The organism is Gordonia sp. 'Campus' (assembly GCF_022206305.1).
Taxonomy (GTDB): Bacteria; Actinomycetota; Actinomycetes; order Mycobacteriales; family Mycobacteriaceae; genus Gordonia.
Genome location: NZ_JAKOIW010000021.1, coordinates 55,178 through 69,511, shown reverse-complemented (window position 1 = coordinate 69,511; position 14,334 = coordinate 55,178). Strand labels below are relative to the sequence as shown.

15 protein-coding genes are annotated in these 14,334 nt (G+C 67.2%); 4 read left to right on the top strand and 11 right to left on the bottom strand.

What is annotated here, in order from left to right:
* Window positions 1-220 precede the first annotated feature (220 nt).
* Both MAY35_RS19540 and MAY35_RS19535 read left to right on the top strand, forming a co-directional pair.
* Entirely contained in the window at window positions 221-565 is a 345-nt protein-coding gene (locus MAY35_RS19540) for an Lsr2 family protein (RefSeq protein ID WP_238422944.1), read from the top strand.
* A gap of 105 nt (window positions 566-670) precedes the next feature.
* Complete coding sequence (locus MAY35_RS19535; RefSeq protein ID WP_238422943.1) at window positions 671-1,717, top strand: PHP domain-containing protein; 1,047 nt, start codon at window positions 671-673, stop codon at window positions 1,715-1,717.
* 63 nt (window positions 1,718-1,780) lie between these two features.
* Here the strand turns inward: MAY35_RS19535 and MAY35_RS19530 are convergent, their stop codons facing one another.
* The 8 genes from MAY35_RS19530 to MAY35_RS19495 form a co-directional block, all read right to left on the bottom strand.
* The gene (locus tag MAY35_RS19530; RefSeq protein WP_238422942.1) at window positions 1,781-2,593 is read right to left on the bottom strand and encodes an ABC transporter permease; all 813 of its coding nucleotides are present in this window, start codon (window positions 2,591-2,593) and stop codon (window positions 1,781-1,783) included.
* A complete protein-coding gene (locus MAY35_RS19525; RefSeq protein WP_238422941.1) occupies window positions 2,590-3,408 on the bottom strand; it encodes an ABC transporter permease in 819 nt (272 codons plus the stop codon). The genes MAY35_RS19530 and MAY35_RS19525 overlap by 4 nt, the downstream gene beginning before the upstream one ends.
* Window positions 3,405-4,361, bottom strand: coding sequence for an ATP-binding cassette domain-containing protein (locus MAY35_RS19520; RefSeq protein ID WP_238422940.1), 957 nt, complete (start codon window positions 4,359-4,361; stop codon window positions 3,405-3,407). The genes MAY35_RS19525 and MAY35_RS19520 overlap by 4 nt, the downstream gene beginning before the upstream one ends.
* 114 nt (window positions 4,362-4,475) lie before the next feature.
* Entirely contained in the window at window positions 4,476-5,570 is a 1,095-nt protein-coding gene (locus MAY35_RS19515) for an LLM class flavin-dependent oxidoreductase (RefSeq protein WP_238422939.1), read from the bottom strand.
* An 8-nt stretch (window positions 5,571-5,578) separates the two neighbouring features.
* On the bottom strand, window positions 5,579-6,661 hold the full coding sequence (locus MAY35_RS19510; RefSeq protein WP_238422938.1) for an ABC transporter substrate-binding protein: 1,083 nt from the start codon (window positions 6,659-6,661) through the stop codon (window positions 5,579-5,581).
* 108 nt (window positions 6,662-6,769) lie between these two features.
* Window positions 6,770-7,573: an ABC transporter ATP-binding protein gene (locus MAY35_RS19505; protein WP_238422937.1), complete on the bottom strand. Its 804-nt coding sequence runs from the start codon at window positions 7,571-7,573 to the stop codon at window positions 6,770-6,772.
* A gap of 40 nt (window positions 7,574-7,613) precedes the next feature.
* The gene (locus tag MAY35_RS19500) at window positions 7,614-8,393 is read right to left on the bottom strand and encodes an ABC transporter permease (RefSeq protein WP_238422964.1); all 780 of its coding nucleotides are present in this window, start codon (window positions 8,391-8,393) and stop codon (window positions 7,614-7,616) included.
* Window positions 8,394-8,573: 180 nt separating this feature from the next.
* Window positions 8,574-9,176, bottom strand: a complete 603-nt coding sequence (locus MAY35_RS19495) for a DUF1707 domain-containing protein (protein WP_238422936.1) — start codon at window positions 9,174-9,176, stop codon at window positions 8,574-8,576.
* A 193-nt stretch (window positions 9,177-9,369) separates the two neighbouring features.
* Between MAY35_RS19495 and ygiD the strand changes: the two genes are divergently transcribed.
* Window positions 9,370-10,227, top strand: a complete 858-nt coding sequence (gene ygiD / locus MAY35_RS19490; protein ID WP_238422963.1) for a 4,5-DOPA dioxygenase extradiol — start codon at window positions 9,370-9,372, stop codon at window positions 10,225-10,227.
* Here the strand turns inward: ygiD and MAY35_RS19485 are convergent, their stop codons facing one another.
* Both MAY35_RS19485 and MAY35_RS19480 read right to left on the bottom strand, forming a co-directional pair.
* Window positions 10,228-10,713: an SRPBCC domain-containing protein gene (locus tag MAY35_RS19485; RefSeq protein ID WP_238422935.1), complete on the bottom strand. Its 486-nt coding sequence runs from the start codon at window positions 10,711-10,713 to the stop codon at window positions 10,228-10,230.
* A 3-nt stretch (window positions 10,714-10,716) separates the two neighbouring features.
* Window positions 10,717-11,088 carry a helix-turn-helix transcriptional regulator gene (locus MAY35_RS19480; RefSeq protein WP_238422934.1) on the bottom strand — a complete coding sequence of 124 codons (372 nt, stop codon included), beginning with the start codon at window positions 11,086-11,088 and terminating at the stop codon, window positions 10,717-10,719.
* A gap of 175 nt (window positions 11,089-11,263) precedes the next feature.
* On the opposite strand from MAY35_RS19480, the gene MAY35_RS19475 reads away from it, so the two are divergent.
* Window positions 11,264-12,634: an LLM class flavin-dependent oxidoreductase gene (locus tag MAY35_RS19475; protein WP_238422933.1), complete on the top strand. Its 1,371-nt coding sequence runs from the start codon at window positions 11,264-11,266 to the stop codon at window positions 12,632-12,634.
* Between the two features lie 2 nt (window positions 12,635-12,636).
* On the opposite strand, the gene MAY35_RS19470 is transcribed toward MAY35_RS19475, so the two are convergent.
* The gene (locus tag MAY35_RS19470) at window positions 12,637-14,301 is read right to left on the bottom strand and encodes an ABC-F family ATP-binding cassette domain-containing protein (RefSeq protein ID WP_238422932.1); all 1,665 of its coding nucleotides are present in this window, start codon (window positions 14,299-14,301) and stop codon (window positions 12,637-12,639) included.
* Window positions 14,302-14,334 lie beyond the last annotated feature (33 nt).

Genomic DNA, 14,334 nt, shown 5'->3' with positions numbered 1-14,334 from the left:
GAACAGCAGTACAGCGCCCACTCCTTAACAAAGTCACGTTCTCGACTTCCATAATGCTTTTCAATGATTTATGGTCTAGGCGGGGGTTCTCAGCTAGTACTCATGGTTTGGGTCTATGCTGTGCACCGAGGGAATAGATCAAAACGGGGTGGAGAAGGTTTTAAACAACCTTGTACGTCCGTCTTGGTCGGTTGACACAATTCGAGGGGACAAGCAATTCATGGCGAAAAAAGAAATCGTTCAGGTCATTGATGATCTCGACGGCAAGGTACTGGATCAGTACGAAACCGTCCGATGGTCACTCGATGGAAAGAACTACGAGTTCGATACCTCGTCGAAGCACGCACAACAGTTTCGCGATTCGCTGTCGAAGTACCTCGACATCTCCCGTCAGACCGGCCGCGTCACCAAACGGGCTGCGACCACCGCTACCGCAGCCGGTGGGGGCCGCAACAAGGAGACCACCAAGGCGATTCGCGAATGGGCCATCCGCGAGGGCTACGAATTGAGCGATCGCGGGCGCATCCCGCAGAGCATCATCGAGGCCTTTGAGGCCGCACACTGACCGGTCAGCCCTGACCGTCATCGAACGACGACCCACTGCCCGGCCGCACTCCGTGCGCCGGGCAGCAGGCGTTGGAGCGGCGGGTTCCCGGGACATGAGCCGACGATGAGATCCTTCCATCCGGTCTCGGCGCCGATCGATCCGGTGTACGCGCTCAACCGCATAGCGTGGCTGCTCGAACGTCGCCGGGAGAGCAGTTATCGCGTCGAGGCGTTCCGCCGGGCCGCACAGGCGGCCGCTCGGCTCGACCCCGACACGCTGCGTGAACGAGCCCTGGCAGGCACCCTGACGACCATCAAGGGCATCGGCAAGACCACCGCGGCGGTCATGGCCGAGGCCGCCGCCGGTGACATGCCGTCCTATCTCAGCCGGCTCCAGGGCGAGGACTCGCCCATGCCCTACGACGGCGCCGACGACATGGTCGAAGCGGTGATCGGCGATCTGCACAGCCACACCGAGTGGAGCGACGGCGGCGCCCCGATCGAGGAGATGGCCTCGGCGGCGCAGGCCCTGGGGCATCGCTGGCTGGCGATCACCGACCACTCCCCTCGTCTCACCGTTGCCAACGGGTTGAGCGCCGAGCGCCTCACCGCCCAGATGGATGCGATCGACGAATGGAACCGGCACCACGGCAACGGCTTTCGTCTTCTCCGCGGCATCGAGATCGACATCCTCGACGACGGGTCACTCGATCAGACCGACGAGATGATCGACCGTCTGGACGTCGTGACGGCATCGGTCCACTCGAAACTCCGGATGGAACACGACGCGATGACGGCCCGGCTCGTGGCGGCGGTCTCCGACCCCCGGGTCCACGTCCTCGGGCATTGCACCGGGCGGCGGGTGTTGAGCGGTCGAGGACACCGGCCGCCGTCGACCTTCGACGCGGAGGCCGTGTTCGACGCCTGTGCGGCGAACGACACCGTCGTGGAGATCAATTCACGCCCCGAGCGCGTCGACCCGCCTGACGAGTTCATCGAGATCGCGATCGCCGCGGGCTGCCTGTTCGCCATCGATTCCGACGCGCATGCCCCCGGCCAGCTGGAGTTCAAGATCCTCGGCGCCCGGCGTGCCGTCGAACACGGCATCGCGCCGGACCGAATAGTCACGACCTGGTCGTCGGAGCGGCTGTCGGAGTGGCTCGCCCGATGAGGCGGGCAACCACGTCATCGGAAGGACGCGGTCCATGAAGGAGACGGTGGCACGTCGGGCCGCTCATCGCCCTTCGGACGCGCGCCGGAAACCACGAACCGCGATCGGGCCGAACACCACGACGAGTCCGACGGTCCAGGCGATCGTCGCGGTCAACGGGCCGGCCACGGCCCCGCCCTCGGTGAGCCCGCGAATGGCGTCGATCGCCGGACTCATCGGCTGATTCCGCACCACGGCCTGTAACCACTCCGGATACTCCGAGACCGGAGCGAAGCCGGTGTTGAAGAACAGCAGGAACAGGAACACGCCACCGAGCAGCTGGACCGCCTGCGTGCCCGAGGACGCCGTCGCCAGCGCGAGCACCGGAACGGCCACCCCCACCGCGAAGATCATCGGAACCAGCCAGGCGCCCACGGCGGCGGCCACACCCTGGTCGAACCGGAACCCCATCGGCATGGCGACCAGGAACAACACGAGGGTCGACAACCCGGTCCGCGCGGCCTCGGCGGTCAGGCGGCCCGCCACGAACCCCGATCTCGACACCGGCAGCGTCCACATCCGCGACAACAGCCCGGAATCACGTTCGCGGATCAGCGACATCGCGGTCGCCACGGTTCCGTACAGGACGCCGACGAGCGCCACTAGCCCCGTGTTGCCGTACACGCTGTCGCCTGCGCCCAGTGACGTCACCGACTTGCCGAAGACGAGTTGGAACATCAGCAACATGAAAGTCGGGAAGAGCAGGGACTGGACGACGATGCCCGGGTCCCGTGACCACGACTTCAACAACGTCGCCGTGTGTACCGACGTCTGAACCACAACGCCGACTGCCCGCCGGTCCGGCCATGACGGACGCGTCTCGACCGGCGTGCTCATCGGCCCACCTGCTTGCGACCCACCATGGCGACGGCGAATGCGCCCGCGGCCAGCAGCCCGGCGGCCCACAGGAGCACCGCGGTCGGGTCGAGGTCGGCGCCGGCCGACAGTGCCCGCAGCGCGTCCGCGAACACCGACAGCGGTTGGTTGCGGACGAACGGTTGTATCCACCCGGGGAAGCTCTCCGCCGGCACGAGGCCGGTGGAGGCCATGACGAGGATCAGCTGCGGGATCATCAGGAAATTGGCCACGGCCGGCGAGCTCGAGGCCACCGAGCCGACGGCATCGGTGAGAAGGCTCAGCGCCAGCCCGAACACCACCGCGAGGCCCACGAACGACGCCGTGGCCGCCATCGACCCGTCGAAGCGGAATCCGAGCGCATACCCGATGACGAGGCATCCACTGAGTGCGATGAGTAGCCGCAGGACCACCCAGCTCATGCGGCCGAGAACCGGCGTGATGCGCGGGATCGGCAGCGACATGAATCGCTCGAGGGTGCCGGCTCGGGCGTCGGCCCCGGCGGCCTCGGTGGCAGCGATGGCGGTGAAGATCCCCGCCTGCAGGAGGATGATCGGGGTCAGGAACTGCGCATAGTCCCCGCCCCCGAGCTCGAAGCGACGATGCAGCGGCACGTAGAAACAGATGAAGAACACCATCGGACTGAACAGCGCGAACAGCGCGTCTCCCGATCTGACCGCAGCCGTGATCTTGCGGTGAGCCATCGTCACCGCTGCCGGTAGGAGACCGACGGATCGGCGGCCGGCGACCGCGTCGGGCGTCGTCCCCTCCCTGGTGGCGATCGCTCCGGCCGTCATCGGGCCGTCTCCGTCAGCTGGAAGAACACCTCGTCCAGCGACGGTTGACGCAGTCCGATGTCGATCACGTCGATCCGGACGGCCTCCAGACGCGCGATCACCTCGCGGACGGTTCCCATTCCGTCCGGTGCGCGGACCACGACACGCGGGTGCGTCGTCGAGGCGGCGCTGTCGTCCGGCGCGTCGATGACCTCGAGATCGGCCAGCCGCTCGAGTACCCGGCCGGTGTCGGCGCGGTCGGCCAGCGTCATCTCACACACCGCCGCACCAGCCTGCTGTTTGAGCCTGCCCGGTGTTCCCGACGCGACGACGCTCCCCTGGTCGAGCATCACGATGTTGTCGGCGAGTCGGTCTGCCTCTTCCAGGTACTGGGTGGTGAGCAGCACCGTGATGCCTTCGGCGCGGAGTCCGGCGACGGTGTCCCAGACCGCCGCCCGGCTGCGCGGATCGAGGCCGGTGGTCGGCTCGTCGAGGAAGAGGACCTGCGGGCGGGTGATCAGCGCGGCAGCGATGTCCACCCGCCGCCGCATGCCGCCGGAGAGCGCACCGACGCGCCGGTCGCGTACGCCACCGAGGTCGAACTGTTCGACGACATCGTCGATACGCGATCGCAGCCGCGCCGACCGAAGACCGGTCAACCGACCGAACACCGAAAGATTCTCCACGGCGGTGAGGGTGTCGTCCATGGACGCGTATTGCCCGGTGAGAGAGATCAGTTCGCGCACGCGCGCCGCGTCGGAGACCACGTCGGCACCGCAGATGCTCGCCGCACCCGCGGTCGGACGCTGAAGCGTCGACAGCAATGTCACCGTGGTGGTCTTGCCGCTGCCGTTGGGGCCCAGCAGACCGAGGATCTCCCCGCGCCCGACTTCGAAGGAGATGCCCTTCAGGGCGTGGACGCCGCCGTAACTCTTGGCCAGGTTCTCGACGGTGATCGCGGCACGCGCGGACATGTCACTCCTCCTCTGGGCGGGGCACGACCACTCCCCGCGACCCTCAGCACCGATCAGGTTAGGCTAACCAATCCTGAGTGATGGCGAGTCGGCGGCCCCATGTCCGGGGAGAGGTCAGTTGAGGAGCGCCACCCGATCCCGGATGACCGGCAACACGCCCTCGGCGAACCAGTGCGCTTCTTCGATGTGCGGATAACCCGAGAGGATGAAATGCGAGAAACCGTTGGCCTCGTACTCACCGATCAGGGCGGCGACCTCCTCGTAGCTCCCGACCAGTGCCGTGCCGGCTCCGCCCCGGATGAGCCCGACGCCCGCCCACAGGCCCGGATGGATCTCCAGCGCATCCCGGCGTCCACCGTGGAGATCGGCCATCCTGCGCTGGCCCGTCGAGTCCGAGTTCGAGTGCAGCGCAAACGCCGTGGTGATCTCGTCGTCGGTGATCCCCTGGAGGAGCGCATCGGCCACGCCCCACGCCTGGGCGGACGTCTCGCGCGCGATGACATGCAGCCGCACACCGTATTCCGGCGATCGCCCGACCTCGGCCGCCCGCCTGCCGACCTCGGCGATCTTCGCCCCCGCCACCTCCGGGGGTTCGCCCCAGGTCAGATACACCTCGGCATGCGACGCCGCGACGGTCAGCGCCGGGTCCGACGACCCGCCGAAGAAGACCTGCGGGCGGACGGTCGGCGGGTCCGGCAGGAACGCGCCGGCGATCCGATAGAACTCGCCGTCGAAGTCAACGGTCTCCCCCGCCCACAGTCGTTCGACGATCTGCAGGAATTCTGCGGTACGGGCATACCGTCGGTCGTGGTCGACCCAGTCGCCGAATCGTCGTTGCTCCACCTCGTCGCCACCGGTCACGATGTTGACCGCGACGCGGCCGCCCGAAAACCGTTGCAGTGTGGCGGTCTGGTGCGCGGCGAGCGTCGGGGAGATCAGACCCGGACGGAATGCGACGAGGAACTTCAGCCGCTCGGTCTGGGTGATCGCCGCCGCGGTGGTGAGCCAGGCGTCCTCGCACCAGGTACCGGTCGGGGTCAGGACACTCTCGTATCCGAGCCGGTCCGCGGTACGAGCGACGTCGATGAGGTACGGGAGTTCGGGTGCCCGGTAACCGGGCGGGTGGCGTTTGGTCGCCGATGCGTGGGACGCCCCGACGATCCCGCGACTGTCGCCCGCAGTCGGTAGAAACCAGTGGAAGTGGCTCATCGGTCGTGTCACCTTCCTGCGGTCGCGTTCTGGCCGAACAGCGGGGTCAGCGCCTCGTTGTAACGGTCGTCGACGAACCGTCCGAAGTCGACCTCGCCCTGCAGTTGACCCGAGTCGGCGAAGGCATCGGCGAGCTTCTGCTGGGACGCGACGACATCGGCGTCGAGCGCGATGGCCGGCCGGAGACTACGGCCCTGCGCGATGGCGCCGGCGCGGGGATCGATGCCGACCTCGGCCGAATACTGCCGGGCCCACGATTCGGGGTTGGCTGCGGCCCAGCGAGCCGCGCGTGCGATGCCGAGTGCCAGCTCCCGCACCGCGGTGTTGCGTCGCGGGTCGGCGAGCGCCTCGTCGCCGGCGATTCCGAAGCCGAAACCGTTGGAGACCCCCTCTGCGGTGACGAGGGTCTCGGGATTGTTCTCGAGCTGCACGATCGCGGTGTACGGATCCCAGATCGCCCAGGCGTCGACATTTCCGGAAGTGAAGGCCGACAACGCATCTGCCGGCTGCAGGAAGACCGGCTCGACGTCCTTGTCGGGACCGAGGGTCAGACCGACCTTGGTCAGTTGCAGCAACAGGTGCCCGTGGGCGGAACTTCCCTTGGCGACGGCGACCTTCTTGCCCTTGAGCTCCGAGACGGAGGCGATCGACGAGTCACCCGGGATCAGGATCGCATCACCGCTGGCGTTGTTCGCGTAGGCGGTGACGATCTTGACCTTCGCGTTCGACGCGGCGCCGAAGATGGGCGGCGTGTTGCCCGTGACGGCGAAGTCGATCTTGCCCGCCGTCGCGGCCTCGATCTGGGGCGGGCCGGAGGTGAAGGTCGAGAAGTCGATGGTGAACGGAAGCTTCTCGAGTTCGCCGGATGCGCGCAGCAGGGCCTCGGTGCCGCCCTTCTGGTCTCCGACGCGCAAAGTCAGGTTCTGCAGCGAGGCCACGTCGACTGTCTCGTTCGCGATCGCCACGGTATTGTCCTCGCGTTGAACACAACCCGCCGCGCCGAAGGTGAGGGCGGCCGCGGCGAGAAGGGCGGCGAGCACGCGCCGACCGCGGGGCCGGGGCGCAGGCCCGGGCAGATGATCGTTGGTCATGGTCCGGCTTTCGGTGTCGGGGGCTGAGCGGTGTCGGGAACTGCGGCGGTGTCGGGAACTGCGGCGATGTCTGGGACTGCGCCAACTCGAGGGCAGCGTGCGTACGGGTCAGCGCGCGACGTCTGCGACACCGAGGGCGGCCAGCAATTCCGCACGCAGGCGCGGGATCTCGGAGTCCGGATCGTCGTGTGCGTGTGGGTCGCGAGGCCGGGAGACGGAGATGTCCTCGACGATCCGGCCACCGGCCAGGACGACCACACGGTCGGCGAGCCGCAAGGCCTCGTCGACATCGTGGGTGACGAGCAAGGCACCGAAACCGTTGTCCCGCCACAGCGTGATGAGCAGGTCGTGCATGGTGCGGCGGGTCAGGGCGTCGAGCGCACCGAACGGTTCGTCGAGCAGCAGCAGTCGGGGCCGCGCCACCAGGGCACGGGCGAGCGAGACACGTTGGGCCTGACCACCGGACAGTTGCGCCGGCCACGCGCCCGCCTTGTCGGTCAGACCCACCTCGGCGAGAGTCTGGCGTGCGCGTTCTCGGGCCGCAGCCTTGCCGACCTTCTCGCGGACGAGCCCGAACGCCACGTTGGCGAGTACGGTGCGCCACGGGAAGAGTCGGGGTTCCTGGAACGAGACGGCCGGGTACCCGGCGGTGCGGACGTTGCCGGATTCGGTCTGCGACAGGCCGGCGAGCAGCCGGAGCAGTGTCGACTTGCCGCTGCCGCTGCGTCCGATCAGCGCGACGATCTCGTGGGCTCCCACGCGCAGTGAGACGTCGCTGAGCACCTGGTTGTCGCCGTAGCTCAGACTGGCGTTGACGACTTCCGCGGCGTACTCCGAAGATTCTGTGCTGACACCGGTCACGGCGGACGGAGCGGACGCGACCTCGAAGTCGCGGGTGACGATGGCGGTCATGATCGGACCTCTTCTGTGCGGGTCGGTCGGGACGACGTGGTCACCGGTTCTGGTACCGCGTCGTGTGGCGTTCGAGTGCGCGAACGATGGCGTCGGTGATCAATCCCAATGCGGCGTAGACGATCAGACCGAAGAAGATGATGTCGGTTCTCAGGAAGTCGCGGGCGTTGTTGATCATGAAACCGAGCCCGGAGGTCGCGGCGATCTGTTCTGCGACGATCAGACTCAGCCAGGCGATGGCCAGCGCCTGCCGCAGGCCGACGAGGATCTGCGGCATCGCGCCGGGGATGATCAGGTCCCGGATGGTGGTCAATCGCGAGAACCCCAGCACACGAGCGGTTTCCACCAACCGCCCGTCGATCTGGCGGATCGCCGCCGAGGTGTTGAGGTACAGCGGGAACAGCGCGCCGAGAGCCACCAGCAACACCTTGGGCACCTCACCGATGCCGAACCAGAGGATGAACAGCGGGATCAGGCCGAACAACGGGAGGGCTCGGACGGCTTGCATGTTCGGGTCGATGGCCGAGTCGGCGATCCTGCTGAGACCGACCAGCACACCCAGACCGATACCGACGGCGACGCCGATCGCGAGCCCGATGGCGACACGTTGCGCCGACGCGGCGACGGCGTCGAGTAGCTGGCCGTTCGAGAGAACCTCCCAGCCGGCCTCGGCGATCAGCGACGGCGCGGGCAGCTTGTCCTGCGGTAGAACTCCGAGCGCGCTGCCGACTTGCCAGAGAACGAGAACAGCCACTGGTGACAGCGCACGCAGGATCGTGTGCAGGCGTCCGGATCTTCCCGGCCTGACCGATGCCGACACCGTGTCTCCGGGACGTCGGTCGACGGTCTCCCGCAATGCGGGTGCGGGGGTGCTCACTGTTCGGTCGGCCACGGGCGGCAACGTTACGAATCAGGAAACGGCCGCGACACCGTTGAGTTCAGCCTGAACGCAAGTACGCAACGGACAAACCGGTCGCGTACCGCGGCTGGGCCGCGGGTGTCAGGAGCGCTTGATGGTGACCCCGGTCATCGCCGACGCCGACCCGGTCAGTTCGATCACGGGTCCGCCCTGGCGAGTCGGCGCCCCGGCTTTGTCCTTCAACTTCGACCACCCGGACAGGTGCAGGCCGGTGTACCGGATCTCCTGGTCGGGGCCGACCCTCAGCTTGACCGTCGACGTCGACACCTGCAGCTGCACGGTGATCGAGGGGCCGGGGAACGTGGCATTGGTGAAATCGAGGTCGACGGTGCCCATGCTGCCGGTGGCCAAGATGGAGAACGGCACCTGCCAGACGCCTTTTCGCCGGACGGAATCCCATTCGGCGTCTAGTTGCAGAGTCGGTGTGGCCACCGGCGCCGGAGCCGCGGCCGGCGCGTTCGCGGCAACCGGTGGGTCGTTGAACAACAGGCCGGCATTGGGCAACTGCGACAGGACCGCACGCAGCTCGCCTCGGGTCTTTGCCGAGTACACGACGCCGGAGCGTTCCTCGAACTCGCTGATCTCCAGATATCCGGACGAGAACGCGTCGTTCAACAGGGTGATGGCACGTTCGCGTTCCGGGTTCCCGACCCGGAGATCGTCATCGGGGATGCGGTCGACCATATCTGCCACCCTAGGGCACCGTGCCGGACGCTCGATGGACCCGATCGGCGTCGGCGGAGTCGCCCCGGCGGGAGTACCGTCGACACAGGTCGGAGACGACGTGAATCGGGACCAAACGGATCGGCAATCAGGGGTCGGGCGACTGAGGGGCGGTACGGCAGCCGTGGAGACGACACCCGCGAACACGGGCACGATGCCCGCCGCGTTCATCGGGCACGGAAACCCGATGAACGCACTGGAACGCAACCGATACACCGAGGCCTGGGCAGCCCTCGGCCGCGCCGTTCCCCGCCCCCGGGCGATCCTGGTCATCTCGGCGCACTGGTACACCAACGCCACCGCGGTCACCGCGATGCCGCGTCCCCGCACCATCCACGACTTCTACGGATTCCCCCAAGACCTCTTCGACGTTCAGTACCCGGCCCCCGGCGACCCGGACATCGCCGAGATGGTCTCCGACGTCGTGAAACCGACCTGGTGCGGGCACGACGTCGACAGCTGGGGCATCGACCACGGCACGTGGTCGGTGCTGGTGCACACCTTCCCGGACGCCTCTATCCCCGTTCTCCAGTTGTCACTGAACGCCTTCAAGGATTTCGAGCACCATTACGAATTAGGGCGCGCACTGTCACCGCTGCGGAACGAAGGTGTACTCGTCATCGGCAGCGGCAACATCGTCCACAACCTCCGGGCGGTCGACTTCACCCGCCCCGACACGGGCTTCGACTGGGCGCGACGATTCGACGACGCGGCGCGGGAGGTGCTGCTGGACAACCCGTCGAATGCGTTGCGTCTCGACGGCCACCAGGACTTCGACAAGTCCGTCCCGACCCCGGACCACTATCTGCCACTGCTGTACATCGCCGGGCTCGCAGGCGAGTCACCCCTGGACCTGCTCGTCGACGGTCACTCCGCCGGGTCGATCTCGATGGCCGCGTACACCCACGGACTCGGCAATGGTACGGCCATCGCCGAAGCCCCCGGATCCGGCGCCGGCGGTCCGGCGGCCGAACTGCCCGAGGGTTTTCCGACGGTCGACTCGAATCTCTGATCAGCTCGCGAGGAACTCGTCGATCTGGTTGATCGCCGACGACGCGCCTTCGACGACGCCCATGTCGAGGACCTTCTGCAGCGCCTCGGCGGAATCGTAGGTGCTGATGTACGTGGCGATCGTCTTGCCGTCCCGCTCGACGAACGCGTAGGAATTCCGGGACTCGGGCATGTCCGTGATCGGGTTGAGGTCCCCATCGGCGAATCCGTCGAGGAACGTGAAGCTGTCGGGCTCGTCGACGGATTCGACCTTCCAGTAGCCGCCGAACTTCTCGCCTTCAGGGCTGGTCATGTAATAGGTCACGCGACCGCCGGGACGAAGATCGTGATCGACGACGGTCGCAGGGTAAGTGGGTGGGCCCCAGATCTTCTCGAGCTGGCGCGGGTCGGCGTACACCTGCCATACCCGGTCGATCGAGGCGGCGAATTCAGCGTTGATGGTGATCGTCCGGGCGTCGAGGTCCGGGGTCACGTCGAGAACGGGCATTGGTCATTCCTCCGATGGTGTTGTGTTGATGACTGATTCGGATGCAAATAGGTCGTCTATACGCGCGATGCGGCCGCGCCACACCTGTTCCAGTTCGGCGAGCATCGATGCCACCGACCGGACGGCCGCGACATCCCCGCTGGCCAGTTGCTCACGCCCCTGCCTGCGCTTGGTGAGCAGACCCGCCTTCTCCAAGACGGCCACGTGCTTCTGCACGGCCGCGAAGCTCATGTCGTACTTCGCGGCCAGCACGGAGACCGAGTGCTCGCCGGCGAGCACTCGTCGCACGATGTCGCGACGAGTGCGATCGGACAGTGCGTGGAACAGGGCGTCGGCCCGGTCCTCGTCTGTCGTCTCACCTGTTACCTCGACCACACCACAAACATACAACCAATCGGTTGTATGTCAACCCCGGTATCGCCGATCACGCGTTGCGATCACGACGACGCCAACCCTGGCTCTCACGTCGCTGTCCGACTTCACTGGACAACGCATCGGCGCTCGACGGGCAAATATCATCGGGCTCAACACAATCGAAGGACGCAAACGCGTGACACGCCAGCTCCACCTCGGTGGTTTTCTGATCGCCTCCCCCGTGACCCACTCACACGCCGCGTGGCGCCATCCCGGTTCGGAGACCGACTTCTTCGGGCCGGACCACTACCACCGGGTCGGCCGCATCCTCGAACGCGGCAAGTTCGATTTCGCGTTCTTCGCCGATCTACTCGCCGCGCCGGTGCGATTCGGGGGCGATCAGTCCGAACCGTTCCGGCGCGGCACACAGGCCGCGGCGACGATCGATCCGAGCCTGGTGGCGGCGAGCATCGCCGCGGTCACCACCCACCTCGGGGTCGCGGTGACCAAGTCGACCACCTACTTCCACCCCTACGAACTCGCGCGTGTATTCGGTTCTCTGGACCATCTCACCCGGGGACACGTCGGATGGAACATCGTCACCTCGCTCTCGCAGGCCGAGGCGCAGAACTTCGGCTTCGACGATCACGTCGAGCATGAGGAACGGTATGCGCGCGCAGAGGAGTTCGTGAGCACCGCGGTCAAGTTGTGGTCGAGCTGGGACGCCGACGCCGTCACCGCCGACAAGGAGTCGGGGGTCTGGGCGGACCCGTCCAAGATCCACACCGTCGATCATCAGGGCGTCCATTACCGCACCCGTGGCCCGCTGAATCAGCCACGCTCACCGCAGCACCGGCCGGTGCTCATCCAGGCCGGGGCCTCGAACACCGGAAGGGACTTCGCCGCGCGGTGGGCGGAGGCCATCTTCGAGATCGACCCGACCCCTGAGGGGCGCCGAGCGTACTACGACGACGTGAAGTCGCGCGCAGTCGACTTCGGCCGGAATCCCGACCACGTCAACATCCTCCCGGCCTTCATCCCCTTCATCGGCGAGACGGAGTCGATCGCCCGCGAGAAGCAGGCGTTCCACAACGAACTGGCCGACCCGATCTCCGGACTGATCACCCTGTCGGTCCACACCGATCACGACTTCTCCGTCTACGACCTCGATGCCCCGGTCGAACACGTGGAAGTTCCTGGTACCCAGGGCCTGTTCGACCTGGCCAGGCGGCTCTCCGAACGCGACAGTCTCACCCTGCGGGACATCGGGAGGCTCTACGCCCAGGGAGTTCTGCTCCCGCAGTTCGTCGGTACCGCCTCTGACGTCGCCGATCAGATCGAGGAGTCCTTCACCGGGGGCGAGGCCGACGGCTTCATGGTCTCCACCGCCCAGACCCCGGGCACCTTCAACGATTTCGTCGACTACGTGGTCCCGGAACTTCAGCGCCGCGGCCTGTTCCGGAAGGAGTACGCGGGCACGACCCTACGGCAACACCTCGGACTCGGGACCGCCGACGAGGATCTGCCCGCGGACATCCGCGGCGTCGACACGCGGTTGGCGGGCTGACCTCAGCGCTCGGTGACCCGGCCGCCGTCGACGTCCCAGTGCCGGTCGACGCGGACGTTCTGCAGCATGCGCCGATCGTGGGTCACGAGAAGCACTGCGCCGTCGAAGGAGTCGAGCGCGGATTCGAGCTGCTCGATCGCCGGTAGGTCGAGATGGTTGGTCGGCTCGTCGAGCACGAGCACGTTGATGCCGCGCGCCTGCAGGAGCGCGAGTCCGGCCCGGGTCCGTTCGCCGGGAGACAGCTCCCCCACCGGGCGGTCGACGTGGTCTGCTCGCAGACCGAACTTGGCGAGCAGCGTACGCACGTCCGCGGTGGAGTAGTCGGGGACGAGGGCCTCGAAGCGTTCGGCGAGCGGCGTGGGACCGGTGAACTGGCCGCGGGCCTGGTCGATCTCGCCGACCGCGATGTTCGCGCCGAGGTGGGCGGTTCCGTCTTGCGGTTCGACGCGACCGAGCAGCAGACGCAACAGCGTGGTCTTACCTGCGCCGTTGTGGCCGGTGATGCCGATGCGGTCCCCCGCATTCACCTGCAGTGAGACCGGGCCGAGCACGAACTCTCCCTGGTGGACAACAGCATTGTTGAGGGTGGCCACCACCGAACTCGAGCGGGGTGCGGCCCCGATGGTGAACTCGAGGACCCACTCCTTGCGTGGCTCGGCGACTTCTTCCAGACGCGCGATCCGGCTCTCCATCTGCCGGACCTTCTGGGCCTGCTTCTCGCTGGATTCGGTGGCGGCGCGGCGTCGTACCTTGTCGTTGTCCGGAGCCTTGCGCATGGCGTTGCGGACACCCTGACTCGACCATTCCCGTTGCGTTCGGGCCCGTGCGACGAGGTCGGCCTTCTTCGCCGCGAACTCGTCGTACTCCTCGCGCTTGTGGCGCCGCGCCACCGCCCGTTCCTCGAGATAGCTGTCGTAACCGCCGCCGTACACCGTGTTGGTGTGCTGCGCGAGATCGAGCTCGAGGACCCGGGTCACACTGCGCGCCAGGAACTCTCGGTCGTGACTCACCAGAACGACACCGCCGCGCATGCCCGTGACGACCTCCTCGAGCCGGGCGAGGCCGTCGAGGTCGAGGTCGTTGGTCGGCTCGTCGAGCAGCACGATGTCGAAGCGTGAGCACAGCAGCGCGGCGAGTCCCACCCGGGCGGCCTGGCCGCCGGACAGCTCCGTCATGAGGGTGGTGTCCGGGCTGATGACGCCGTCCCCTAGCCCGAGATCGGCGAGCACCGCGGGCAGTCGCTCGTCGAGGTCGGCGGCGCCCGTCGCCAGCCAATGGTCGAGTGCGGTCGCATACACGTCGGCCGGGTCGCCCGCGGCGGTGTTCGCGTCGGGATCGGCGAGTGCATCGGCGGCCGCATCCATCGCCCGTGTCGCCGCCGCGCAACCCGTGCGGCGCGCGACGTAGTCCCGGACGACCTCACCGGGGACACGCTCGTGCTCCTGTGGGAGCCATCCCACAAAAGCGTCGGCCGGGGCACAACCGACAGACCCCTCCAGCGGAGGGAGGTCGCCTGCCAGAACCCTCAACAGCGTCGTCTTGCCCGCTCCGTTCGCGCCGACGACACCGATCACGTCGCCGGGAGCGACGGTGAGGTCGAGGTGATCGAACAGGACGCGGTGGGCGTATCCCCCGGCGACGTCCTTGGCGACGAGCGTGGCGGTCATCGGTCCATGGTCGCACCACCCCGTACGGGAGCC

What these genes read in the sequence shown, in the direction of transcription:
- MAY35_RS19540 (WP_238422944.1), top strand. Translation starts at nt 221, where the DNA reads ATGGCGAAAAAAGAAATCGTTCAGGTCATTGATGATCTCGACGGCAAG.
- MAY35_RS19535 (WP_238422943.1), top strand. Translation starts at nt 671, where the DNA reads ATGAGATCCTTCCATCCGGTCTCGGCGCCGATCGATCCGGTGTACGCG.
- MAY35_RS19530 (WP_238422942.1), bottom strand. Translation starts at nt 2,593, where the DNA reads ATGAGCACGCCGGTCGAGACGCGTCCGTCATGGCCGGACCGGCGGGCA.
- MAY35_RS19525 (WP_238422941.1), bottom strand. Translation starts at nt 3,408, where the DNA reads ATGACGGCCGGAGCGATCGCCACCAGGGAGGGGACGACGCCCGACGCG.
- MAY35_RS19520 (WP_238422940.1), bottom strand. Translation starts at nt 4,361, where the DNA reads ATGTCCGCGCGTGCCGCGATCACCGTCGAGAACCTGGCCAAGAGTTAC.
- MAY35_RS19515 (WP_238422939.1), bottom strand. Translation starts at nt 5,570, where the DNA reads ATGAGCCACTTCCACTGGTTTCTACCGACTGCGGGCGACAGTCGCGGG.
- MAY35_RS19510 (WP_238422938.1), bottom strand. Translation starts at nt 6,661, where the DNA reads ATGACCAACGATCATCTGCCCGGGCCTGCGCCCCGGCCCCGCGGTCGG.
- MAY35_RS19505 (WP_238422937.1), bottom strand. Translation starts at nt 7,573, where the DNA reads ATGACCGCCATCGTCACCCGCGACTTCGAGGTCGCGTCCGCTCCGTCC.
- MAY35_RS19495 (WP_238422936.1), bottom strand. Translation starts at nt 9,176, where the DNA reads ATGGTCGACCGCATCCCCGATGACGATCTCCGGGTCGGGAACCCGGAA.
- ygiD (WP_238422963.1), top strand. Translation starts at nt 9,370, where the DNA reads ATGCCCGCCGCGTTCATCGGGCACGGAAACCCGATGAACGCACTGGAA.
- MAY35_RS19485 (WP_238422935.1), bottom strand. Translation starts at nt 10,713, where the DNA reads ATGCCCGTTCTCGACGTGACCCCGGACCTCGACGCCCGGACGATCACC.
- MAY35_RS19470 (WP_238422932.1), bottom strand. Translation starts at nt 14,301, where the DNA reads ATGACCGCCACGCTCGTCGCCAAGGACGTCGCCGGGGGATACGCCCAC.